Source organism: Bacteroides sp. AR29 (genome assembly GCF_900217715.1).
GTDB classification, from domain to species: domain Bacteria; phylum Bacteroidota; class Bacteroidia; order Bacteroidales; family Bacteroidaceae; genus Bacteroides; species Bacteroides uniformis.
Window position 1 is genome coordinate 196684 of the sequence record NZ_OBMS01000003.1, and the last position, 26996, is coordinate 223679.

15 protein-coding genes are annotated in these 26996 nt (G+C 47.2%); 13 read left to right on the forward strand and 2 right to left on the reverse strand.

Annotated elements, in window-relative coordinates; translation table 11 throughout:
• Positions 1–16: 16 nt before the first annotated feature.
• The 13 genes from CSD97_RS02300 (at position 17) to CSD97_RS02360 (ending at position 25202) form a co-directional block, all read left to right on the forward strand.
• Positions 17–1507 (forward strand): RagB/SusD family nutrient uptake outer membrane protein, encoded by a 1491-nt coding sequence (locus CSD97_RS02300; protein WP_061412247.1) that lies wholly within the window; start codon positions 17–19, stop codon positions 1505–1507.
• Positions 1508–1838: 331 nt separating this feature from the next.
• Positions 1839–3656: a sugar-binding domain-containing protein gene (locus CSD97_RS02305; RefSeq protein WP_061412246.1), complete on the forward strand. Its 1818-nt coding sequence runs from the start codon at positions 1839–1841 to the stop codon at positions 3654–3656.
• A 105-nt stretch (positions 3657–3761) separates the two neighbouring features.
• Positions 3762–7715, forward strand: coding sequence for a hybrid sensor histidine kinase/response regulator transcription factor (locus tag CSD97_RS02310; RefSeq protein ID WP_061412244.1), 3954 nt, complete (start codon positions 3762–3764; stop codon positions 7713–7715).
• A gap of 299 nt (positions 7716–8014) precedes the next feature.
• Positions 8015–11065, forward strand: a complete 3051-nt coding sequence (locus CSD97_RS02315) for a TonB-dependent receptor (RefSeq protein ID WP_035447543.1) — start codon at positions 8015–8017, stop codon at positions 11063–11065.
• 22 nt (positions 11066–11087) lie between these two features.
• Positions 11088–12665, forward strand: a complete 1578-nt coding sequence (locus tag CSD97_RS02320) for a RagB/SusD family nutrient uptake outer membrane protein (protein WP_035447546.1) — start codon at positions 11088–11090, stop codon at positions 12663–12665.
• An 84-nt stretch (positions 12666–12749) separates the two neighbouring features.
• Positions 12750–15392, forward strand: coding sequence for a family 43 glycosylhydrolase (locus CSD97_RS02325; protein WP_098031909.1), 2643 nt, complete (start codon positions 12750–12752; stop codon positions 15390–15392).
• 244 nt (positions 15393–15636) lie between these two features.
• On the forward strand, positions 15637–16605 hold the full coding sequence (locus CSD97_RS02330) for a glycoside hydrolase family 43 protein (protein WP_057256598.1): 969 nt from the start codon (positions 15637–15639) through the stop codon (positions 16603–16605).
• 3 nt (positions 16606–16608) lie between these two features.
• Entirely contained in the window at positions 16609–17577 is a 969-nt protein-coding gene (locus tag CSD97_RS02335; RefSeq protein WP_098031910.1) for a glycoside hydrolase family 43 protein, read from the forward strand.
• 27 nt (positions 17578–17604) lie between these two features.
• Positions 17605–18612, forward strand: coding sequence for a family 43 glycosylhydrolase (locus CSD97_RS02340; protein WP_035447558.1), 1008 nt, complete (start codon positions 17605–17607; stop codon positions 18610–18612).
• A 5-nt stretch (positions 18613–18617) separates the two neighbouring features.
• The gene (locus CSD97_RS02345; protein ID WP_098031911.1) at positions 18618–21344 is read left to right on the forward strand and encodes a family 78 glycoside hydrolase catalytic domain; all 2727 of its coding nucleotides are present in this window, start codon (positions 18618–18620) and stop codon (positions 21342–21344) included.
• A gap of 33 nt (positions 21345–21377) precedes the next feature.
• Positions 21378–23408 carry a hypothetical protein gene (locus CSD97_RS02350; RefSeq protein WP_098031912.1) on the forward strand — a complete coding sequence of 677 codons (2031 nt, stop codon included), beginning with the start codon at positions 21378–21380 and terminating at the stop codon, positions 23406–23408.
• 30 nt (positions 23409–23438) lie between these two features.
• On the forward strand, positions 23439–24575 hold the full coding sequence (locus CSD97_RS02355; protein ID WP_098031913.1) for an aldose epimerase family protein: 1137 nt from the start codon (positions 23439–23441) through the stop codon (positions 24573–24575).
• A 90-nt stretch (positions 24576–24665) separates the two neighbouring features.
• The gene (locus tag CSD97_RS02360; RefSeq protein WP_057281859.1) at positions 24666–25202 is read left to right on the forward strand and encodes a hypothetical protein; all 537 of its coding nucleotides are present in this window, start codon (positions 24666–24668) and stop codon (positions 25200–25202) included.
• Positions 25203–25273: 71 nt separating this feature from the next.
• Here CSD97_RS02360 and ybeY read toward each other — a convergent pair whose 3' ends face one another.
• Both ybeY and CSD97_RS02370 read right to left on the reverse strand, forming a co-directional pair.
• Positions 25274–25687: an rRNA maturation RNase YbeY gene (gene ybeY / locus CSD97_RS02365; RefSeq protein WP_005826129.1), complete on the reverse strand. Its 414-nt coding sequence runs from the start codon at positions 25685–25687 to the stop codon at positions 25274–25276.
• 60 nt (positions 25688–25747) lie between these two features.
• Positions 25748–26980 carry a nucleoside recognition domain-containing protein gene (locus CSD97_RS02370; RefSeq protein ID WP_098031914.1) on the reverse strand — a complete coding sequence of 411 codons (1233 nt, stop codon included), beginning with the start codon at positions 26978–26980 and terminating at the stop codon, positions 25748–25750.
• Positions 26981–26996 lie beyond the last annotated feature (16 nt).

Sequence of the window (26996 nt, forward strand, 5' to 3'; positions counted from 1 at the left end):
ACTGGAGGAACTAACAATGAAAAAGATATATCATTTATTGGCACTTGTGATACTTGGTGCCTTTACATTCACTTCGTGTGACGATTTTCTGGATATGCAGCCCACCAACTCCGGAAATGCAGAAGGTGCTGTCGGTACGGTAGCCGATGCGCAGGTGGTTATCAACGGTGTGATGAGTGCGATGACCTCATCGTCCTATTACGGCAGAAACCTTTTTATGTACGGTGATGCCAAGGGCGGTGACCTCACGATTTTTGCTGCCGGACGCGGACTGGATGCATTCTATACGTTCAACCACACTTCCAACAGCAATACTTATTCCGGTTTCTGGAGCCGTGGATATTACTGCATTCTGCAGGTCAACACCTTGTTGAGCAACATTGAGAAGCTGGAAGAATCGGGCAGTATGGAAGACTTTTCCGAAGCCAAAGGGCAGGCGTTGACTCTGAGGGCGCTGTTCTATTTCGATTTGGTCCGTCTCTACGGGCTTCCTTACAATTACAACAAAACCTCTTATGGAGTTCCCAATGTAACCGAGCCGCTTACAGTGAACGCCCAGCCCACCCGTGCTACTGTGGAGGAGAACTATCGCCAGATTCTGCAGGACTTGTCGGACGGGGCGGCCCTGCTTGCCAAGAAGAAGACAAAGCAGAGCGGATATGCGGACTATTACACCAACATAGCCCTGCAAGCGCGTGTGAAACTCTATATGGAAGATTATGACGGTGCTTTGAACGCTGCCCGGGAGATTATAGAAAGCGGTGTGTACAAACTGTATGAGCCTGCCGATTGGACGGCTTCCTGGAGCAAGCAGTTTGGTTCCGAGTCCATCTTTGAGCTGGGCATCACCACTGAGGAATCAGACCTGGGAACTTCTTCTTTGGGCTTTTACCTGATGCGCTACGGACAGTTGAAGAATGCCATGGGCTGGTATCTTGCCAGCGATTATTTCCTGAACCGTCTGGGTGAGGACGAGACGGATGTGCGTTGGGGAATCATGGACAACGATGAATACTGGGTGGACAATGAGATTGAACGCAAGGGAGCCTGCTACAAGTATATGGGCAGTACCACCCTGGCAGGTGACGGCAAGGCAACCAATACAGCCGTCAATATCAAGATAATCCGTCTTTCCGAGATATATCTGATTGCCGCCGAAGCAGCCTTGCACTCCACGAAGCAGGAAGCAGGCGCAGATGCCGCCGCCGTTTACCTGAATGAAATCCGCAGGCGTTCTCCCGGACTGGCACCGGCCACTGCCGCTACCATTACCGATGATATGATTCTGGACGAGCGCAGCAAGGAGCTTTTTGGTGAAGGACAACGCTTCTTCGACATGATGCGTATGGGCAGAACCATCGAATTCAACGACGATTTTCAAGATATTCCGGTGAGTCACCGTGGAAAAACAATCGACCGTACTTTCGAGAAGATTGTGCTTCCCATTTCGCAGGATGAGATAAATGCCAATCCGGCATTGGAGAGCCAGCAGAATCCGGGATATTAGTCGTTCCCTGCTGTCTATTGTTTGCTACTCCTTGTATATCAGGGAGGTATTTTGCCAACAAGTTGTCACTGCCTTGGCAAACTTTTGCCACGCCTATGGCAAAGTTTTGCCAACGCGGTGGCAAAGTCTTGCCAATGGGAAGGCAAAACCTTGTCATAGGCGTGGCAAGAAAAGCGGAAAAAGGTGCCTTTGATGAATTTCTTTGATAAAATGAGACGGTAATACCTTGATATTCCACAAAAATACTATTTATTGGCTCGAAATTTCTATTCTTTTTTTCTGAATCGGCTTATCTTTGCTTTCGTAGAAACCAATAAAAAGTTATAATACTATGAGAAGATTTTTCCTCATATCGTCATTCTTGACGTTGTTTGCAATCGGAAGCTCGGCGCAATGGAAGCCGGCAGGTGATAAAATCAAAACGGACTGGGCATCCCAGATCAATCCCGCAAATGTGTTGCCCGAATATCCTCGTCCCATCATGGAACGGAGTGACTGGAAGAACTTGAACGGACTGTGGAATTATGCCGTTATAAATAAAGGTGAGCATCTTCCGGCAGAGTTCGAAGGGCAGATACTTGTTCCTTTTGCCATCGAATCCTCCTTGTCCGGAGTTGGAAAAAGAATCAATGAAAACCAGGAACTGGTCTACCAGCGCAGTTTTGATATTCCTTCTGCTTGGAAGGGAAAACAAGTGCTGTTGCACTTTGGTGCTGTCGACTGGAAAACGGATGTATGGGTGAATGATGTGAAAGTAGGCAGCCATACGGGTGGATTTACTCCGTTCTCCTTCGATATTACTGCCGCCCTTTCTGGCAAAGGCAATAATCAGTTGGTCGTAAAGGTTTGGGACCCGACGGATAAAGGACCTCAACCCCGTGGAAAGCAGGTCAGCAATCCGGAAGGTATCTGGTACACTCCCGTAAGCGGTATCTGGCAGACGGTATGGATGGAGCCGGTTGCCGGAAAACATATCGAGAATCTCCGTATCACTCCCGATATTGACCGTAATCTGTTGACAGTGAAGGCTGAATTGAATAGTGCATGTCCTTCCGACTTTGTGGAAGTGAATGTGTATGACGGCAATCAACTGGTAGCCACCGGCAAAAGTATCAATGCAGAGCCGGTGGAGGTGTCCATGCCCCGGAATGCCAAGTTGTGGAGTCCGGATTCCCCCTTCCTCTATACGCTGAAAGTGACTCTGAAAAGTGGAGGCAAGGTAGTGGATAAGGTGGACAGCTATGCTGCCATGCGTAAGTACTCCACCCGTCGTGACGCGGATGGCATCGTACGCCTGGAACTAAATAACGAGGCTTTGTTCCAGTTTGGACCGCTGGACCAGGGTTGGTGGCCCGACGGACTGTATACAGCTCCCACAGACGAGGCTTTGCTGTATGATGTACAGAAGACGAAAGATTTCGGTTTCAATATGATTCGCAAGCATATCAAGGTGGAACCGGCACGTTGGTACACACATTGTGACCGTTTGGGTATCATCGTATGGCAGGATATGCCGAGCGGTGACCGTAATCCGGAATGGCAGAACCGCCGCTATTTCGACGGAACAGAACTGAAACGCTCCGCCGAATCCGAAGCCTATTATCACAAGGAATGGAAGGAAATAATGGATTGTCTCTACTCTTATCCGTGTATCGGTACATGGGTACCGTTCAACGAAGCCTGGGGGCAGTTCAAGACGGTAGAGATAGCCGAATGGACGAAACAGTATGACCCGACCCGCCTGGTGAATCCGGCAAGTGGCGGTAACCATTATACTTGCGGTGACATGCTCGACCTCCACAACTATCCCCAACCGGAAATGTATCTGTATGATGCACAGCGCGCCACGGTTTTGGGTGAGTATGGCGGCATTGGCCTTGTCTTGAAAGACCATATCTGGGAACCGAACCGCAATTGGGGATATGTTCAGTTCAACTCTTCCAAAGAAGTGACTGATGAGTACGTGAAATATGCCGATATGCTGTATCAGATGATAAAAAGAGGTTTCTCGGCAGCCGTCTATACACAGACCACGGATGTGGAGGTGGAAGTGAACGGTCTGATGACTTACGACCGCAAGGTGATAAAGCTGGATGAGAAACGCGTGAAAGAGATAAATACACGTATCTGCAATTCACTTAAGAAATAGGGGCATTTACAATTTACCATTTACAAAGTACAATTTGGCTGCGCTGTCATCTGCATAGTTAAATTGTACTTTGTAAATGGTAAATTGTACATTAAAAATGTTGTTATGAAACGATTGATTATAAAGCTTTTCCTTAGTCTGTGCCTATGGGCGGTATTGCCGGTCTGTGCGCAGGATGCTGTTCATTACTATTTCAGAACGATGGATATCCGGAACGGTCTTTCGCAGAACACCGTGTATCAGATTTTGCAGGATAGGAAAGGCTTTATGTGGTTCGGAACCAAGGACGGTCTGAACCGTTATGACGGATTGTCTTTCCGTATTTACAAGAAAGAGAACTCCGGTTTAGGCAAGAATTTCATAACCGCGCTCTACGAGGACCGCCGGGGCAATATCTGGATTGGTACCGATGGGGGAGTCTTTATTTACGACCCGATACTGGATTCCTTTACCGCTTTCGATGAGGCCAGTGATAATGGCAGTGTTATCAGGGATTTTGTCACCATGATTGGAAGTGACGAGGACGATAATATCTGGATATCGGTAGAAAACCAGGGGTTGTTCTGCTATAAACCGGATGAAGGGAGGTTGCTGAACCATCTGCACGATTCGGGACTGCCCAATGTAACCCGCTTTTGGCTGAATGGGAATACGTGTTGGCTGGCCTTGTATGCGGATAATCTTTACTATACGAAAGCTGACTTTGAAACTCCTCTGCAGCCTTTCAAGGATGCGGAAGGAAATGAGATTTTCAAGAATGATATTATCAACTGGCAGGTCAGCGGACCCCATAATTGTGTGTATATCGCTTCGCTGAACGGGTTGACAGAGATAAACCAGACTACCGGCAAGACGCGGAAGCTGCTGAACACCTATGTGAGGGCTTTGCAGTTCAAATCTGACAACGAGCTGTGGGTGGGCGCAGAGTCCGGCTTGTATATTTACAATCTGACGAATGACAAGATTACCCATTTGACCGTTCCCGACCAGGATGATTCGTATGCATTATCGGACAATGCTATTTATTCGCTCTGCTGCGACAAGGAGAACGGCATGTGGATAGGGTCTTATTTCGGTGGAGTGAACTATTGCCCTTATCAGTGGACTTATTTCGAGAAGTTCTATCCGAGAGACAATCTCAGGCATTTCGGCCGTCGTGTACGGGAAATCTGTGAAAGTAATGATGGCACCTTGTGGATAGGTACCGAAGACAAAGGCTTGTTCAATTACAATCCGGAAAACGGAAAGATAGAGCCTTTTGAGCATCCGGCCATTTATCAGAATGTCCACGGCCTTTGCCTGGACGGGGATGATTTGTGGGTAGGTACGTTCTCCGGTGGTCTGAATCGGGTGAATCTTCGGACCAGGCAGGTGAAACATTATGCCAAGGGTGAGAGTGAGAATTCCATGGTCGCCAATGACGCCTTTACCATTTGCAGGACCACTACGGGAGACGTGTGGATAGGCACCACGTCCGGTCTGTTGAAGTACAATCGCTCCACAGATGACTTTACCCGGATTCCTCAGCTGAAGAATATGTTTACTTATAACATTCTGGAGGACTTCAACGGAAATCTGTGGTTTGCTACTTTTTCTAATGGAGTGTTCTGCTACAATGTAAGAAGCCAGCAGTGGAGGAATTATCTGTCTAATGAGAATGATTCGACCTCTCTTCCCTACAATAAGGTAATCAGTATCTACGAAGACAGCAGGAAGCGTCTGTGGTTCATGACGCTGGGTGAGGGCTTTTGCCGCTACAATCCGGAAACGGACAATTTTACCCGTTATGACATGTCGAAAGGATTTCCGAGTAATACCATCTACAAGATGGTCGAGGACAAGCGGGGAAACTTATGGATTACTTCCAATTATGGTCTGGTCTGCTTCAATCCCGATACGGAGAGCAAACATGTCTATACCACGGCAAACGGGCTGCTGAGCAACCAGTTTAATTTCCAGTCCGGTTACATTGACAAGAAGGGACGCATCTATTTAGGTAGTATCAACGGATTCATAGCCTTTGACCCGGAAACTTTTGTGGAGAACACTTTTCTCCCTCCCGTAGTGATTACAGATTTTTATCTGTTCAACAAACGGCTTTCGGTGGACAGTCCGGATTCTCCTTTGGAGAAGAGCATCACCTATGCGGATGAGATAGAGCTGGATGCCGACCAGAATTCTTTCTCTTTCCAGGTTGCGGCCCTGAGTTACCAGGCACCCGAAATGAATGGTCTTGAATGTAAGCTGGAAGGCTTTGACCGCGACTGGTATACGGTAGGACGGAATTCCATCATCAACTATTCAAACCTTCCTTATGGAAGCTATACATTGCGTATAAAGGGTTCCAACAGCGATGGCAAGTGGAACGCGACGGAACGTGTGCTCGACATCCATATTCATCCTCCTTTCTATCTCTCCACCTGGGCGTATGCTGTTTATACGGTATTGGCGTTATGCTCACTGGCTGCTGTAATTATCTATTTCAGAAAACGGACCCGGCAGAAGCATCAGCAGGCTATGGACAAGTTTGAGCGGGAAAAGGAACGGGAGTTATATGCTGCGAAGATAGACTTCTTCACGAATGTGGCGCATGAGATACGTACACCGCTTACACTGATAAAGAGTCCGCTCGAGAATGTACTGGCTTCCCGTTCTGTTTCGGATGACATCAGGGATGATTTGGAGACCATGGAACTGAATACCAACCGGCTGCTCGACTTGGTGAACCAGTTGCTGGACTTCCGGAAGACGGAGACGCAAGGCTTCCAATTGAATTTTGTGGAATGTGACGTGTCTGAGCTCTTACAAAAGACGTATAAGCGTTTCAAGCCTTTGGCACGTGAAAGGGGGCTGGCATTGAGTATAGAGACTCCCGAAAGCTTGTATGCTTCGGTTGATAGGGAAGGGCTTACCAAGATTATCAGCAATCTGCTGACCAATGCGATAAAGTATTCGGAGACCTATATACGCATCAGGCTATATTCGGAAGGTGAAAGACTGCTGCTTTCTGTATGCAATGACGGCCTTGTCATTCCGGTAGAGATGCGCGAGGAGATTTTCAAGCCGTTCATCCAGTATAAAACCGGTACCTTGCGCTCTGTGCCCGGCACCGGTATCGGGCTTGCACTTGCCCGTTCATTGGCCGAACTCCATGAGGGTACGTTGTGCATGGAAGATTCGATGGAGAACAACTGTTTCCTGCTGTCACTTCCGTTGAAGCACGAGCAGACGGTGGCTATGGAGCATAAAGAACCGGTAACGGGCGGGGAATCCTCTGAGGAAAGTGGTGCAGGTACTGCCTTGGAACAGCACCGGTATACTCTTTTGGTGGTGGAAGACAGTCTGGAAATGCAGGCATTTGTTGTGAAACAGCTCTCTTCGGAATATCGTGTGCTGACTGCCGTGAATGGGGTGGAAGCTTTGAAGGTGTTGAAGGAACATACTGTAAATCTTGTCATTTCAGACATTATGATGCCCGAGATGGATGGATTGGAGCTGTGCGAGCATCTGAAGTCCGAGCTTGACTATAGCCATATACCGATTATCCTGCTTACGGCGAAGACGACCCTTCAAGCCAAAATAGAGGGAATGAAGCTGGGGGCTGACGTATATATAGAGAAACCTTTCTCCGTGGAATATCTGAAAGTTTGTGTGGCCAATCTGCTGAACAACCGTGAGAAGCTACGGGCTTCTTTTGTCAATTCTCCTTTTGTGCAGACGGGCAGTATGGCAATGACAAAGGCAGATGAATCTTTCCTTAAAACATTGAAGGAAGTGGTGGTTGCCAATATGCAGAATCCAGATTTCTGTCTGGATGATATGGCAAGCCTGCTGAACATGAGCCGGTCGAGCCTGAACCGGAAGATAAAGGGCATATTGGATATGACTCCCAATGACTACATCCGCCTGGAGCGGTTGAAGAAAGCGGCGCAGCTTTTAAAGGAAGGAGAGTGTAAAATCAATGAGGTTTGCTATATGACCGGCTTCAATACTCCTTCCTATTTCACCAAGTGCTTCCAAAAACAATTTGGTATTCTGCCCAAAGACTTCGTGAAATGATAGCATGGAATGCTTGCTAAATATAACAATCCAATCAAATGCCCCTGAGAGACATCTCAGGGGCATTTTTTGGATTTATAATTGCATAGATTGAAGCGATATTTGCATTAATTTTAGCTTTATGCGGATATATTTGCATCCGAAAACCAACAATTTATAATACTATGACCCCTATGCCTATGACGTAACAAATCCTAATCAATGTTCTATGATTGGCAGAAGTGACTAATCACTTTCTGCAGTGTATTTAAAAGCGGACGTTAGTTTCCGCATAGTTTTAAAATCTAATTCTATAAAAAATGATCAAGAAAATCTTATTCTTATTCTTTGTTGTGTTTGCAGCTACCGCTTATTCACAAGATGTGACCATAACGGGAACGGTGACGGATGCAAATAGTGAGCCTTTGGTGGGCGTGAATGTATTGGTGAAGGGTACTACCACGGGTGCCATTACCGATATTGACGGTAATTTCTCAGTGAGTGGAAAGAAAGGAAGTACACTCGTTTTTTCTTATATCGGTATGCTTACGCAGGAAGTTGTCTATAAGGGAACTGCCTTGCGCGTGGTGATGAAAGATGATTCGAAAGCACTGGAAGAAGTGGTTGTCATCGGTTATCAGACTGTGAAGAAGTCCGACTTGACTGGAGCGGTTGCTGTTGTTGATACCAAGGAAATGAAGAAAAGCGCTGCAGGAACACTGGTCAGCCAGATGCAGGGTTTGGCAACCGGTATTAACGTACGCAGTAGCGGTAGGGCGGGCGAAGATGCCTCTATTGAAATTCGCGGTGTCGGTTCTTTGAGTAATAACTCTCCGTTGTGGGTAATTGATGGTATGATTACAGATCCGGGAGTTGACTTCAACCCTGCAGATGCAGAATCCATCCAGATTCTGAAGGACGCTTCTGCTGCTGCCATCTACGGTTCGCGTGCTGCCAATGGTGTGATTATCGTTACTACCAAGAAGGGTACGAAAGGTCCCATGAAGGTGAATGTAAGCGTAAAGGAAACATTGGAATGGAGCCCGAAATTTGATTTGATGAATGCGGCAGAATATATCAAGTATAATGATATTGCCTATAATGAAGCTATCAAAGATGGCATTGCTACTGTAAACAGCACTCAGAAACACTCACAGTATGATACCAACTGGCAGGATGAAGTGTTGAAGACCGCATTGGTGCAGGACTACAACGTATCACTCTCCGGTGGCGGTGACTCCGGTAGTTATTTTGTATCAGCCGGCTACTATAACAATGACGGCGTTTCTTATGGAAATACTTTCGACCGTTATAGCTTCCGTGTCAATACACAAGGTAAAAAGGGCTGGTTCTCTTTTGGTGAAAACTTGGCTTATTCACTCACAAACACAGACCCGAACCAGACCAATACCTACAATGACTTTTTGCGTATGATGCCTACTATTCCTATCTATGATGAGAATAATCCGGGTGGATATGGCTATGGTGATGCTGCCAAATACAATACTTTTGGTGTGAACCCGATTGCCCGTGAAGATTTGGAATACCGTCATTTCCGCCAGAATCGTTTGAATGGTTCTTTATGGTTGGAATTCAAGCCTTTCGAATTCCTTTCTTATAAATTCAATGGTGGTATTGACCTTTATTTCTATGAGAACTCATGGTTCCGTGGAGAAGGTAACTGGACTCAGAATCAGGAACACCGTGATCCGGAAAGCCAGAAGGCACGTGACAACACCTACAACATGTTGATTGAGCACACGTTGAACTTCAATAAGGATTTTGGTAAGCATCATGTGGATGCCGTGGTCGGTACTACTTACCAGCACCATGAGTGGGAAGGTTTGTGGGCTTCCCGTCTGAACTTTCCGATGACGGGTAACGGCGATTACTTTACAGTTTTGAATGCAGGACAGAGCAATCAGCAGAATTCAAACAGCATCAGCGAGAATGCGATGATTTCTTATTTGGGACGTGCAAACTACGTTTATGATGATAAATACTATCTGACTGCCACTTTCCGTCGTGACGGTACTTCTCGCTTGGCTAAGGAAAACCGCTGGGGCAATTTCCCCTCATTCTCCGGTGCCTGGAGAATTTCAAAGGAGGAATTCTTTGATGTGCCTTGGATTAATGACTTGAAAATTAGAGGTAACTGGGGTCGTCTTGGTAACTCTTCCATTGGTGATTGGGATTATATCGGAACTATCAACCAGAGTATTGTAACTGTATTCGGTGGTGCTATTGTTCCGGGTTCTACTCAGGTGAAACTGGTGAATGCAGGTCTTGTTTGGGAAACAAAAGAAACGGTGAATGTAGGTTTTGATGCCAGTTTCCTGAACCAACGCCTGACTGTCAGTGCGGAATATTATAATTCAAAAACCAGTGACGTATTGGCTGAGACTCCGATTGCCATTTCTACCGGTAATCAAGGAGGCTCTCCGTGGAAAAATGCTGCCAGCTTGCGCAACAAGGGCTTCGAGTTTACATTTGGTTGGAAAGACCAGATTTCAGGCTTTAAGTACAGCGCTTTACTGAATGTGACTACGATGGATAACGAAGTTCTGAGCTTGGGACGGGATGGGTCGGAAAGAAACTTTATTGATTCCGGTCAAGCCAGAACAGAGCCGGGAAGGTCGTTGGCCGAATTCTATCTGAGAAAAACAGACGGCATCTTCCGGACACAAGAGGAAATAGACAATTATGTGACGAAAGGTAACCATGTACCGGGACCTAATGAAGATAAAGTACCTGCCGGTACACCGATCATGATTGAAGGGAAACGTCCGCAATTGGGAGACGTTAAGTATCTTGATTTAAATGATGACGGTCAAATTACTGATATTGACCGTGATTATTGTGGTAGTCCATGGGCCAAGATGCAAATGTCGTTGGTATTGAATGCAGAGTGGAAGAACTTCGATTTCAGTATGATGTGGAACGGTCAATTTGGCAATAAGATATACAACGTATCCCGTTGGCAAGGACGTCTGTTTGCAGACAACTCCAACTATATCCGCTTTGAGAAGGGCGAAGAGCCTTATCAGGTGAATCCTAACTCCAATACCCCACGTATCATTTACGGTGACTTCCGCAACTCGCGTGATGCCGACCGTTTCCTGGAGAATGGTTCTTACTTCCGTATGAAGAATATCTCTATCGGTTATAATTTCAAGCAGAAGTGGCTGACCAACTTGGGCGTTGAGAAACTCCGTCTGTTTGCTACCGGTAGCAACTTGATTACTATTACCGGATATTCCGGTCTGGATCCTGACTTCAAGGGTGCGAATTCCGTTTGGAACAGTGGTACGGACAGCTTTGCTTATCCCAATACCCGTTCGGTGATGTTTGGATTGGATTTGACCTTTTAACTTATAAATCAGTTTGTAAATTATGAAAAAGATATATAATGGATTAATGCTCGCAGGTGCCTTGACATTGTGCACTGGATGCAGTTCTAGTTTATTGGATATTGATAATCCCAATGAAGTGACCAACGATACTTATTGGAATAAGCCGGAAGATGCTACAGCTGGTGTAAATGCCTGCTACAGTTTTCTTTATAAGGAAGGTACTTGGATGCGTTGGCTCTCTTTTCGCTACGATTTGACCTCGGACGAGGGATGGAGTTCTTCTCCTTGGATTGAATTGGGTGACTGGACACGTTTTCTTTACAACAATTATAATTTTTACGAAGGCAACAATATACATTGGGAACATTTCTACGTAGGTATTTTCCGTTGCAACCAAGTGTTGAGTCATGTGCCTAATATTGAAATGGACGAGACTACAAAGAACCAGGTATTGGCACAAGCTTCTTTCTTACGTGCAATGTGGTATTTTCAGGTAAATCTGTTGTGGGACAAAGGAACGATGCCTTTGGAACCTAAAGATGCCAATTATATTCCGGAAGACGCTTCCGAGCAGGAAATATGGGATCAAGTGGAGAAAGACTTGCTGTTTGCTATGGATTATCTTCCTGAATCTTGGGATGCTGCCAATTTGGGACGTGCCACCAAAGGCGCTGCCAAAGCATTGTTGGGCAAGGCCTATATGCAACAACATAAGTATGACAAGGCGAAGGAACAATTGCAATGGCTGATTGATAAAGAGGGCTCTTTGTACGATCTTATCGCCAATCGTGAAGATAATTTCACTGACTTGGATGAGAACAACAAGGAAGGTATCTTTGAAATTCAGTTCGATGACCAAAACAAGGGTGGTACGGGTAATGATGCCAGTATGGCATTCGGTTTCCAGCGTACTCAGTTCTATGCTCCGAGTGGTATAGGTTGGGGAGATGGTAAGGCACGTCGCTGGTTGGTAGATGAGTTCTTGAAAGAGAAACGTATTGACGGAAAGAATGACTTGCGTTTGTATGGTAGTATTCTGTACCGTGGATTCTCACAAGACTTCCCCGATCAACCGAAGAAATATTATGGATTTGAAAATGCCGATTGGAATGACGGTTGGGGAACTGACCCGGAAGACTGCTACATACGTAAATACAATACTGCTTACTATCGTGATGCAGAAGATTACTTTGCCCGTAACAACTATCGTATCATGCGTTATGCAGATATCTTGATGAACTACGCAGAATGTCTTGTTGAAACGGGTACTAATCCTGCCGATGCTGCTGTTTATGTGGATAAGGTAAGAGAACGTGCCGGTCTGGCCAAGTTGAAAGACAGTCAGTGGAAAGACTGCCTGAGTTCTAAAGATGCCTTTATCAAGCGCCTGCAGATGGAACGTACTTTGGAACTCTGTTTCGAAGGTTGGCGTTGGGCTGACTTGAAGCGTTGGGGATTACTTGATTCTCAGGCTGGAATTGATGAGCTGAAAGCCCGTGACAAGGACTTCAATAACTTCATCGTCGGTAAGCACAGACGTTTGCCCATTCCGAGAGATGAAGTGATGAACAGCACGGTAGGTGGTGTTGCACATCTTACTCAGAATCCTAACTATTAATAACTAAAGAAGGCTATGCCTGGAAGCCTGTTCTCATTCAGGATGCTTCCGGCATAGCCTTTTCTTTCTTAAATCTTATACCATATGCTTGTCTGTAAAAAACTACTATTACCATTCGCTTTTGCTTGCTGCGGCAGCTTGTTTGCGCAGAACATCCAGAATCCGGTACTTCCGGGAGTGGCGGATGCCGGCGTAATGAAATATAATGGCAAATATTATATTGGCGGGGTCCGTACAAACGGGGATTTCTATGTATCCGATGACCTGGTTCATTGGGGGAAACCTATCCATGTCGTATCCATGGACAATGACTGGACCAGAGGCAGCGGAGCCGGAGATGACCAGATTCATGCCAATGACATGTTCTATCTGAATGGAGATTTTCATTTGTACTGGTCAGTCAATTATTGGGGAAAGGACAAGCATGCCGTTCACATTGTACATGCGCAGAGCAAAGATGTCTTGGGCGCTTATACAGAACCGAACAAGAAGACATGGATGGATAACCGTATCGACCCCAAAATATTCAGAGATGATGATGGACAACTATACATGTATATGGTACGTTTTACTGATGGAAATACCATATGGGGACGTAAAATGAAGAACCCGGCAGAATTTGCCGGCGAACCGGTGTGCCAGTTCGCCTCATTGCCGGATACATGGGAAACGATGGATAACAGAGTAGCGGAGGGACCGTGGGTCATGAAGTATAGAGACCGCTACTATATGATGTATAATGCCAACCACACCTCTACAGAGTGGGGCAATTATCAGTTGGGAGTTGCTGAGGCAGACTCTCCTTTAGGTTTTCAAAATGGTAATAAATATAGCTATCCGGTTGTAGGCTGCAATCAGACACAACTGGAGGAGAAGCAAGTGGATTTATTGCGGTATGGCCGCACGTATGAGCCGTTGTTTGCTTATACGGAGAGCAAACCGGGAAGCGATTGGACAAAAGCGACCTACGATGACTCCGGCTGGGCGAAGGGGGAGACCGGCTTTTCGTCCCGTGAAGTGAAAGGTTCCACCACCCGGCATCTGGGTACCTTGTGGAATACGCCCTCCTTATGGTTGCGAAAGACTTTCTCTGCCGGTAGCGAAACCGGCAATCTGGCATTGCGTGTCGCTCACGACGGAGATACCCGGATTTATCTGAACGGAACACTTGTCTACGAGAAGCAGGGGCGTGATTATTGTATCGTGAACCTGGACAAGAAGCTGCGTGCTGCTTTGAAGGAAGGCACGAATCTGCTTGCCGTAGAAACAAACAAGGGACGTTCGCAATTCTTCGACGTTTCTCTGTTCGATATGAAAGACGGCATTGCCGACGATATTCTGATGACTCCCGGGCAGCCCAATATTCTGAGAGGCCCCAACGGATTTGAATGGTGGCTGATTTATATGGCAAACAAGAACAATGAGCATCGGGGACAATATATCAACCGTGTCCAGTTCTTCGACAAGACATTGTTTGTGGATGGTATCACCAGCCCCCGCACGATGGGTTATCATCCCGAACCTTCGATGCCTACCTTTGCGGGCAAAGGCGAGACAGCTTCGTTCGGTGTGTTGCAACAAGTACAGCCGTCCGTGGCTTACTTGTTCGAGACGGGAGTCAAGACCGAGGGTGGAGCCGGCGTCATTGCTTGGTGGAAGGATGCAGATAACTGTGCCTATGTAGGTTTGGATGCCGAGAACCGGAGTTGGTACCTGCGTACACTTGTCGGCGGTAAAGAAAATAAGGAATCCTATGCCCTGCCTGAAGATTTCCGTTGGGGTGTGTACCATCATCTGCGCATTGAGCGTAATGGTGGCTGTCTGAAAATTTGGCTGGATGAGATTCCCACACCGGGAAAACATGTCTTTGCAGAGGCTCTTCCGACGGAAGAAGCGGGTGTTCCCGGAGTATTTGACGAGACAAAGTCTGCCTTGTTCGAAGGGGCTACCTATACCATCGGCTTCGATGATGTGCATTTCCAGCTTTCGGGGAATGAGGAGTTGTTGAAGGGCGATTTCTTGAACGATTATGAATTCAGCTTCCAGTTGTCCGGCTTGTCCGGACAAGACAAGGCAGGAAGCTATCCGGTTTATGTGGATAAGGATAACTATGTGAAGGCTCAGTTCGATGGCATCACCCGTATGCTTGAGGTGACAGCCGTGAAGAAAGGGAAAACTGCCTGGAAGAAGGAATTCCCGTTGGGATGCCTGCAAACGCTCTATCCGGATGTGAAGTATACCGACTTCATTGAGAAAGGTTATCGTTTTGCCGCACCTGCATGGTTGGATACAATTTACCTGAATCGTCACGAAGCAGGCAATAAATCCGAATTTGTGGATGACATGTTCGGCAAGTTCGACATAGAATACCTGAATGGCGGCGAATGGCATCCGATAGAAAACAAAGATAGGGGGATAGCAGAACATCCTGCATATAATTATTGTACCTTTACTCCGGTAAAGGCAGAAGGCATCCGCTTCATCAACAAGGAGGCGGAGGATTTGGAACGCCATATCTATAAGATAGGTGTACATGAATTGTGGAAGGAATCCTATAATTTTCGTGCCGTGCGTCGTGCAGACAAGCTGTATCTGTTTGTCGACGGCAGGGAGCTGGGAGCTTTGGATATACGCTACCCTGCATCCCGCATCGGATTCTGTTCGGAGGGCGGCTCTCCGGTTTATAGTGGTACGTTGTATTATCATGTAGGGCAGAGGCGCGATTAGACGCAATCGTGGGATGTGCCGTTCCGTATATATGTAATGAAAGATGTATATAGAAGCCGGTGCTTGTATTTCCTTGTGAATCAGTGTGATGGACTGGGGTGATTCAGTATACGACTGAATGTATTTCAGTATACGATTGAATAGGATTCAGTATACGACTGAATAGGGTTCAATATACGGGTGTAACGGAACATCTTCTTGAAAGTAAATATTTATCATCATAACAATTGTTTAAGAAAGAATCATGAAAAAGAATTTTATATGTATGTATCTGTTTCTGTTGGCCACGCTGGCTTCCTGCCAGTCCTGCTCTTCAGACTATAAGGATGTGGACGATATTGTTGTCGAAGGAGTTGAAACGCCGGTGCTTTTGGGCGACCCGTTCATCATGTTGCACGATGGCACTTACTATGCCTATGGCACCCATGCGGATGAAGGCATCGAAGTCTATACCTCCGATGATTTGAAAACTTGGAAGTATAAGGGCATGGCGCTCCAGAAGAAGGATGTCTGGGCCGACCGCTGGTTCTGGGCACCGGAGGTCTACGAAGTGAACGGGAAGTTCTATATGTATTACTCGGCAGACGAGCATATCTGTGTGGCAACAGCAGACTCACCTGCAGGACCATTTACCCAAAGTAAGAAGGAACCGATGATTGCCGATGAGAAATGCATTGACAACTCTCTGTTTATTGATGATGACGGCACGCCTTATCTCTTCTTCGACCGTTTCAACGACGGGCTCAACATCTGGGTGGCCGAATTGGAGAAAGACCTCATGACTATCAAAAAGGAGACCATGCACCCTTGCATCCACGTCTCTCAGGCATGGGAGGAGGTATGGCCCCGTGTGAATGAAGGCCCGTTTGTCATCAAGCGTAATGGGCTCTACTATATGACCTATTCTGCCAATAGCTATGAAAGTCCTTTCTACGGCATAGGTTGCGCCACAGCTACCGATTTGATGGGTACTTGGACCAAATACGAGGAGAATCCTTTGCTGCAGAAACCCGGAGAACTGGTTGGAGTGGGGCACAGTGCCACCTTCACAGACAAGGCAGGCAAGCTTCGTATCGTTTTCCATGCCCATAAAGACAAGAGTAGTATCCACCCACGTGCCATGTACATCAGTGACGTTTCTTTCGAGAAAGTGGACGGTGTGGACCGCATGAGAATCAGCAAGGACTATATGACGCCCAAAATAGTAAAATAAGAGATGGATATGAAAAAGAATTATATATTGCTACTGTTGCTTTGTCTTTGCTTTGCAGGATGCAAGGAGAAGACGGTTGTAGAATCAGACTATCTGCCGATTGCCGACCCTTACGTAATGCTTTACGAAGGTAAGTATTATGCTTACGGCACTGGAGGTACGGTAGAAGGAGAAGGCTTTGCCTGCTTCTCTTCCGATGACTTGAAAAACTGGACGCGTGAAGGCCAGGCGTTGTCGGCCGCAGATTCCTACGGTACGTGGGGATTCTGGGCGCCGGAGGTCTACTACATCGAATCGAAAAAGAAGTTTTATCTGTTCTACTCCACCGAGGAGCATATCTGCGTGGCAACGGCAGATGTTCCCCAAGGCCCGTTCCGTCAGGAAGTGAAGCAGCCGATATGGGATGAGAAGAGTATCGATACCTCTCTATTCATTGATGATGACGGTACGCCTTACCTTTATTTCGTGCGTTTTACAGATGGCAACGTTATTTGGGTGGCAGAGATGAACGATGATTTGACCGGCATTAAGCAGGAAACGCTGACGGAGTGCATTAAGGTGGGAGAGCCTTGGGAGCTTTCGCAGGACAAGCCCGCCAGGGTTGCCGAAGGTCCTTCCGTCTTGAAGAAAGAGGATGTATATTACCTGGTTTATTCGGCCAATCACTTTGAAAGCAAGAACTACGGTGTGGGCTACGCCACTTCGGACAGCCCGATGGGACCGTGGAAGAAATACGAGGGAAACCCTATTCTGCAACGTGCCGACGGCTTGACGGGCACCGGACACGGAGCGCCCTTCCGCTGCAAGGACGGCAGTTGGAAGTATATTTTCCATGCACACTGGGATTCTGTGAAGGTACAGCCGCGCACTTCGTACATCAAGGATTTTGCCATTTCCGACCAGGGAACGGTTTCCATCGGCGGCACTCTTGTCCGTCCGCAGGTATTGGGCAGTACATCACCCGAAAAGTAAAATGAAAGAATGAAAAGAATACATTGTATGAAGAAGTTTCTTGTATTATCAGTGTTATGCAGTCTGATAGCCTGTTCCTCGTCATCGGCTACGAAAGAGGATAAACCGGAAGAACAACAGCCGAAGAATGTTTATCGCAATCCGGTGATAGATTATAGTTTGCCAGACCCTTCTGTCATTGAGGGAGATGACGGATACTACTATCTGTATGCCACCGAGGACATACGCAATCTGCCGATTCACCGTTCCAGGAACCTGGTGGATTGGGAGTATGTAGGTACTGCCTTTACCGACCGTACGCGGCCTGATTTTGAGCCGAACGGCGGTTTGTGGGCGCCGGACATCAACAAGATAGGTGATAAATACGTGCTCTATTATTCTATGTCTGTTTGGGGAGGCGAGTTAACTTGCGGCATCGGTTGTGCTACTGCCGATAAGCCTGAGGGACCTTTTACGGACCACGGAAAGATGTTCCGCAGCAATGAAATCAATGTACAGAACTCCATCGACCCTTTCTATATAGAGGATGGAGGGAAGAAATATCTTTTCTGGGGCAGTTTTCGAGGAATCTATGCGATTGAACTGTCTGATGACGGACTCTCTCTGAAGGACGGCGCCACACCGCAGCAAGTGGCAGGAACCGCTTACGAAGGTACCTATATTCACAAGAAGGACGGGCATTACTACTTCTTCGCTTCCATAGGAAGTTGTTGTGAGGGATTGAAGAGTACTTACACTACTGTTGTAGGCCGTTCAGATAATCTTTTCGGCCCCTATGTCGACAAGAATGGCGGTAGCATGATGGATAACAAGCACGAAGTGCTGATTCAGAAAAGCAATTCCTTTGTGGGTACCGGTCATAATTCGGAGATTGTGACGGACAATGCCGGCAATGACTGGTTCTTCTATCATGCGGTGAGCACAAAGAAGCCTGAAGGCCGTGTATTGATGTTGGATAAGATTAGCTGGGAAGACGGATGGCCGACGGTAGAAGGCTCCGTTGCATCCACGGAAGCGGAGAAACCGAAATTCTGACAAGTATGAAGAAATCTATTTTAGTCTCCTTGTTGGCCCTATTGATGATGGGCTGTCAAGTATCGGGTGGCAGTTCCTTGAAAGTGGAGGAAACCACTGTTGAAATGCGGAAGAATCCCGAAGGAGTAGCTGTATCGGCTCCCCGTTTCTCATGGCAACTGGTAACCGACAAGCAGGATGTGATGCAGACTGCTTATCAGATTGAAGTGGCGGACTCGGAAAAGGGCTTGCAGGCCGGCTCCGGGCTGGTATGGAACAGCGGTCGTGTGGAGTCTGGCCAATCGGTGCTAGTGAAGTACGCAGGGGCGTCTTTGGAGTCGGGACAGAAATATTGGTGGCGTGTCACTGTATGGACAAATACCGGTGACAAGGCGCAAAGTAGTATCCAATATTGGTCAATGGCTTTGCTGGACAGTTCGGACTGGAAAGCCGGCTGGATTGGACTGAACGACAGTACAAACTTGAAACTGGACGGTGAGCGGACCATCCTTCCGGCACGTTATCTGCGGAAGGAGTTTGATTTGCCGTCACAGCCGAAGCGTGCAGTCCTTTATGTTTCGGGAGTAGGCTCTTCCGTATGCTATATGAATGGCGAGAGGATTGGAAATGATGTATTCGGTCCTTTGCCTACCTGGTACGATGCTTCTGTATCTTATCTGACCTATGATGTCACCCCCTTGTTGAAGTCCGGTACCAATGCGATAGGCGTGGCTCTGGGCAACGGCCGCTATTTTTCCATGCGCGCCAATGGGATGGTAGGTTTTGGTTTGCCCCGTCTCATGGCGCAGTTGAATATAGAGTGCGACAATGGTGAGACGGTGTCGGTAGTCAGCGATGATTCCTGGAAAGCGACGAACCACGGTCCTATAACTGCGAACAACGAATTTGACGGTGAACATTACGATGCCCGCTTGGAATTGGGTAAATGGACGGAAAGCGGCTATGATGATTCCGGATGGCAGTTGGCCGAACGGATGGAGGCTCCCAAAGGAAAACTTGTGGCACAGCTCTCTCCGAGTCTGAAGGTGATGGAGGAGATAAAGCCAATATCCGTTAAATCGGTAGGTGATGGAAGATATATCGTGGATATGGGGCAGAATATGGTAGGAATACAGCAGGTGAAACTGCGTGGCAAGAAGGACAAGCCCATTACTATGCGTTTTGCCGAAGTGCTGAAGGACAATGGTACGGAACTGTATCTTGACAACCTGCGCAGTGCCCTTGTCACGGATATTTATACTCCTGCCGCTGACGGTGAGTTTGTTTGGGAACCGTTGTTTGTTTACCATGGTTTCCGTTTTATGGAAATATCCGGTTTGGACTATGAACCGGCAGCGGATGATTTCACCGGTAAGGTGGTGTATGATGAAATGGCAACGAACGGTACGTTCGAGACTTCTGAGGAGTTGATTAACAGACTTCACAAGAATGCCTATTGGGGAATCCGTGGAAACTATCGCGGTATGCCTACCGACTGCCCCCAGCGTGATGAACGTCTTGGATGGCTGGGCGACCGCACTACTGGTGCCTATGGTGAAAGTTTCATTTTCGGCAATGCCTTGATGTATAAGAAGTGGCTGGTGGATATAGAAGAGTCCATGAATGAAAATGGAAGTATCTCTGTGGTATCTCCCCGTTACTGGACCATCTTCCATGATGACGTGACTTGGCCGGCTGCCTATTTTTACGTAGCCGACATGCTTTACCGCCAGTTTGGCGATGATAGCTCCATCAAAGGGCGCTATCCGTCCATGAAGCGCTGGGTAAACCACATGACGGAGACCAAAATGAAGGACTATATTCTGGTGAAGGATGAATACGGGGATTGGTGCATGCCTCCCGAGTCGCCGGAGCTGATTCATTCGGAGGACCCTGCCCGGAAGACGAACGGCGAAGTGCTGAGTACAACGGTGTTTTACAGCATTCTGCAACTGATGGAGAAGTTCGCGCAAATGAACGGACTTCCGGCAGATGCTGAAGAGTATGCAGCACTTGCCATTAAGGTCAAGGACGCTTATAACAAGAAATTCTTCAATACTGAGACTGCACAGTATGACAACAATACGGTGACGGCAAACCTGCTTTCCCTTAGACTGGGCCTGGTTCCCGACGGATATGAAGATAAAGTATTTGCCAATGTCGTGGAGAAGACGGAAAAAGACTGTAAGGGACATGTCAGTGCCGGTGTGCTTGGCATCCAGCATCTGATGCGCGGACTTACCGAGTACGGTGGACTGGAACTTGCCTATAAGATAGTGACCAATGACACTTATCCCTCATGGGGCTACATGATTAAGAAGGGTGCAACCACCATTTGGGAATTATGGAATGGTGACACGGCAAATCCGGCGATGAATTCAAGAAACCATGTGATGCTTTTGGGAGATCTGCTGATATGGTTCTATGAGGATCTTGCCGGCATAAAGAATACTCCCGCTTCCGTCGGGTTCAAGCAGATTCTGATGGAACCGGTATTCCCGGAAAAACTGAATTATGTGAATGCTTCGCATGTATCGCCTTATGGCAGAATAGGAAGTTCCTGGAAACGTGATGGCAATAAGCTGGAGTGGAACGTTGAGATTCCTGCCAATACAACCGCTACGGTCAAGCTGCCGCTTGACTTCCATGTACAGGTAGATGCCGGTCAGGCGGGGATTCATTCCGTGGAGGAGGCTGACGGTAAGCTGGTAGTCGAATTGGGCTCCGGCAAGTATGTATTCATGTCTGAATGATATTTTTCTAACAACAATAAAACAGATGTAACTATGAGACTAAAAAGATTGTTTTTGGGGGTAATGCTTTTGGTGGGCATTACGGGTGCCGGAGCGACAAATGCTGCTCCGGAAGACATCTCTGCTTCTATTTCCTTGAAAGTGCCGGGGAATGATGCCAAGCAATATCCGCTGGCCTTGCAGAAGATGCAGGATGGTATGTACAGCTGCCGGGCTTCGGAAAAGTTACCGTTGGACATCATCCGCCAGGTGGTGGACAAGGATGGCAAACAGCGCATTACCGTCACACTCAAGGCGCTGGAAAATGTGTATTTCAACTACGGGGAACAGATAAAGACCGGTTACAAGCATTCAGACTGCCAGTTCTACATGCCGGGCTTCTGGTATCGCCGCAACCTGCGTTCGCCGAAGGAAGCTCCTTCTTTCCACACATCGGACAGTTGGCTGGTGCGTGAGGACCGTTTGAGCACTCCGCTGACGGCAGCTTTCAATCCGGCAAGTGGTACGTCCATGTCGGTTATCCGTATTGACAAGTTCGACAAGGAAGCTTTGACCACTCATAAGGAGGGAGAGGTAATCTTGTCCGGTGAGACTTCCATCGGATATACCGGTTTCTGCAATGTGGATGGTATGACTGTCTTGGCATACGGTTTCCCCTATAAGGAAGCACCGAAGACATATATCCGCAAATTGACGTTGGCTCCTGCCGTTGAGGCTTTCCAGTTGCTGCGTAAGGGCGACAGCATCTCCATGACTTGGGAGGTGTCCGAAAGGAATGCTGCCGATTTCTCGGAATGCGTACAGCGCACCTGGGAGTATTGTTATGACACTAACCGCCCGAAACCGGTTGACACACCTTACACGGTAGACCGCATGAAGGAGGTGATGAGCAACTTCTTTGTGGAAAGCTATGTCAGCAATACCCCCACTCATTATTACTCCGGTGTAGAGTTGGAGACTGCTACTTGTGCCAATACCGATGTTGCCGAAGTGGGCTTTGTGGGACGTACGTTGCTGAACGCTTTCAATGCTTTGGAGTATGGCAAACAGCAGAATCGCCAAGACCTGGTGGATAATGCCAACCATATCTTTGACACTTATCTCCAGAATGGTTTTTCGCCTGCCGGTTTCTTCAACGAAGTGGTACACTACAACCGCGGCTTCAAGGAAACCAGACATAGCATCCGCCGTCAGTCCGAGGGAGTGTATGCCATCTTGAACTATTTGAACTATGAGAAACAGCAGAAGCGTAAACACCCCGAATGGGAGAAACGCATCAGGGGCATGCTGGACAGCTTCCTCAAGTTGCAGAACGAGGACGGCAGCTTCCCGCGCAAGTTCAAGGATGATTTCTCTATCGTGGATGCCAGCGGTGGTAGCACGCCTTCGGCAACATTGCCTTTGGTGATGGCGTCCAAGTATTTCAAGGACAAACGTTATCTGGCAAGCGCCAAGCGTACGGTAGACTATCTGGAGAAGGAACTGATATCCAAAGCCGATTATTTCTCTTCTACGCTGGATGCCAACTGCGAGGACAAGGAAGCCTCCTTGTATGCTGCTACGGCTGCTTATTACCTGGCTTTGGTTACCAAAGGAGAAGAGCGTGCACACTATGCCGGTCTGGCAAAGAAAGCCGCTTATTTTGCTTTGTCGTGGTATTATACTTGGGATGTTCCTTTTGCCGAAGGTCAGATGCTGGGAGATATCGGCTTGAAAACCCGTGGTTGGGGAAATGTGTCGGTAGAGAATAACCATATCGATGTATTTATCTTCGAATTTGCCGATGTGCTGCATTGGCTCTCCAAGGAGTACAACGAGCCGCGCTTCTCTGACTTTGCCGAGGTGATTTCCACTTCCATGCGCCAGTTACTGCCATATGAAGGACACATGTGCGGCATTGCCAAAGTAGGCTATTACCCGGAAGTGGTGCAGCATACCAATTGGGATTACGGACGTAACGGAAAGGGATATTACAACAATATCTTCGCTCCGGGCTGGACGGTTGCTTCTTTGTGGGAGTTGTTCACTCCGGGACGTGCGGAGCAGTTCTTGTTGAAAAAATGATAGTCTAAACAGTAACCAATATTTGTATTTATGAATAAGATGATGACTTTGTTGGCAAGCGTGATGCTATTGGCATCGGCTTGCACGGGCAAGCAGGCGAGCGAAAAGACTGCTTCTGGACTGGAACCTGCGAACTTCCGTACGGAAGTGGATGGCAAGCAGACAGACTTGTTTGTTTTGAAGAATAAGAATGGTATGGAAGTTTGTATTACGAATTTCGGCGGACGTATTGTATCAGTGATGGTGCCAGACAAGGATGGCGTTATGCGTGATGTGGTGCTGGGCTTCGATTCCATTCAGGACTACATCAAGTTCCCTTCGGATTTCGGCGCTACCATCGGACGTTATGCCAACCGTATCAATCAGGGTAAGATTACAGTGGATGGGGTAGAGTATCAGCTGCCGCGCAACAATTACGGTCATTGCCTGCATGGAGGTCCCAAGGGATACCAATATCAAGTGTTCGATGCCCGCCAGTTGAGTAATCAGGTTTTGGAACTGACTTATCTGTCGAAAGACGGAGAGGAGGGCTTCCCGGGTAACCTGATCTGCAAGGTCACTTTCTCGCTGACAGATGACGATGCCATCGACATTCGTTACAGTGCCGAAACAGACCGTACCACTGTTGTCAATATGACGAACCATTCTTACTTTAACCTGGACGGTGACCCCTCCAAGTCCAATTCGGATTATCTGCTCACTATCGATGCAGATGCTTATACCCCCGTGGACAGTACCTTCATGACTACCGGTGAGATTGTTTCCGTAGAAGGTACGGATATGGATTTCCGCACTCCTACTGCTGTTGGCGCCCGTATCGACAATGACTTTGAGCAGTTGAAGAACGGCAAGGGCTATGACCACAACTGGGTACTCAATACGAAGGGCGATGTCACCCGCCCGTGTGCCACCCTCGAATCTCCCTCAACGGGTATTGTGCTTGATGTCTATACCAACGAACCGGGCATTCAGATTTATGCCGGTAACTTCCTGGATGGCACACTGACCGGAAAGAAAGGTATTGTGTACGGTCATCGTGCTTCTGTCTGTCTGGAGACTCAAAAGTATCCCGATACGCCCAACAAGCCGGAATGGCCTTCTGCATTGCTGAAGCCGGGAGAGAAGTATGACAGTCATTGCATTTATCGCTTCTCGGTGAAGAAATAAATATAGGGGATGTGTCATCTGTGTGCTATCAACCGTTTTGATACCCTCTTATTGTATGGCCTTTTTTGTGAATCTAAAATATAATATACAATGAGACACTTTAGTGTTTTTTTATTGGCTACTTTATTCCCTTTGATTTTCATGGGTTGCAAAAGTGAGGAAGACTCTTATCCTCCTATTCATTATGGATACAATTTAGCATTTGTCGATGAAAATGGCAATGATTTGATTGAGGGAATGCAAACCGGTCTTGGAAGAAATGGTAAGCCTGCTTTGAGAGAGAAAGATTACTCCTATAAATTGGTAGAACCCGATTCTAAAGATGACTTTACCGGACCGGACTGTATCTATGTGGAAAGCAGGGACGGACTTTTTACTTTGGCAATCTTTGATGCACTATGGGATGGATATAAATATGACAAGAAGCCTGAAGTATTGAGGCGTACGTTTGTTTGTCCCTATATCTTTGGTGACGGAGAGGAACATTCTATTATTTCCCATTGGAAGTATAATGATGGTTATGGCAGTGTTGAACTTATTAGAGTAACTATAGATGGTGTGGATGCCCGCATCGAATTAGGAGCAGACAAATATCACCCGTTAGTTGTCGTTGTGTTGACAAAGTAACTTGTTTTTCTTAAATGCTCTGTCTTGGTAAAATCAGCACTTTATCAAGACAGAGTTTTTATTCTTTGGAATTACCGCATCGCCAGCGCCTTATTCTCCGCCTCCTCCATAATCTCCCGTTCTCCCGGCCCTTTGTCATTGATGCCGCAAAGGTGGAGGATGCCGTGGATGATGACACGGTACAGTTCACGTTCGTAGTTGTTATCGGCGAACTGTTCCGCATTGGTGCGTACGGTATCAAGGCTGATGAAGAGGTCACCGCTGAGACGGTTTCCTTCGCAATAGTCGAAGGTAATGATATCTGTATAATAATCATGTTGCAGATATTGGCGGTTCACTTCGAGTATCTTCTCGTCCGAGCAGAAGATATAGGCTATTTCACCGACTCTTTTTCCGTAAGTGGCGGCTACGGATTTTATCCATTCCGTTGTTTCACGCTTCTTGATGGAAGGCATTTCCACGCCGTCTGTCTGATAACTAATCATTTTATTTACAATTTTGCGATTTACGATTGAAATTACATTCCTGTGATTAAGACAGTTTCTTTAGAAGAAGAACATATAACTGATAATGATCGCTGCAATGATGCCGGAAAAATCGGCAATCAGCCCACACGTCACGGCATTCCTCGTTTTGGTGATACCTACGCTGCCGAAATACACAGCAAGAATATAGAATGTGGTGTCCGAAGCGCCACGTGCCACGCAACTCATGCGTCCTACAAATGAATCGGCGCCATACTGTTTCATGGTGTCAATCATCAGTCCGTTGGCACCGCTGCCGCTCAGTGACTTCATCAGGGCAGTGGGTAGGGCACCTACAAAGCTGGTATCTACACCGAATAGTCCTACTACATAACCGATACCGTTCACCAGTATATCCATGGCGCCGGAAGTGCGGAAAACGGCGATTCCAACGAGAAAAGCAACCAGATAAGGGATAATGCGTATGGCAGTGGTAAAGCCTTCTTTGGCTCCTTCTATAAAGGCATCGTATACATTGATTTTCTTCCATAGCCCCCAGAGGATGAACAGCAGGATGATGGAGAACAGCAGTATGTTGGCAATTAAAGTGGAATATACACCCATTTCATCACGGCTAATCTGTGTGAACAGATAAATGAGTGCGGCAAAGAAAAGACTGATGCAGCCAATCAGGATAAGTATGGGCTTGTTCAGCAGGTTGATGCGTTGTGCAATGCTGACGGCAATGACACCGACAATGGTCGAGATGGCAGTCGTTATCAGTGTGGGGATAAAGATGTCCGTGGGTTGGGCGGCACCCATCTGCGAGCGATACATCATGATGCTGACGGGGATAAGTATCAGTCCCGAGGTGTTGAGGACAAGGAACATTACCATCGGATTGGTGGCAGTATCCTTTTTCGGGTTTAGTTCCTGAAGTTCCTTCATGGCTTTCAGTCCCATCGGAGTAGCGGCATTGTCCAGCCCCAGCATGTTGGCAGAGAGATTCATGAAAATGGAGCCCATGGCAGGATGTCCTTTCGGTATTTCGGGAAAGAGACGGCAGAATACCGGACTCAGCCAACGGGAGAGGGCATTGATCATGCCGCTGTTTTCGCCTATTTTCATCACGCCGAGCCAGAGGGCGAGTATTCCTGTCAGTCCCAGGGATATTTCAAAAGCTGTTTTGGAAGAGGAGAAGGTGGAGTTGACGAGTTCTGTGAATATCTCCACATCACCCATAAAAATGAGTTTGCAGAGGGCTACGATGAATGCGATGACGAAGAAAGCTACCCAGATGTAATTTAAAACCATGTATCGTTACTTTGTT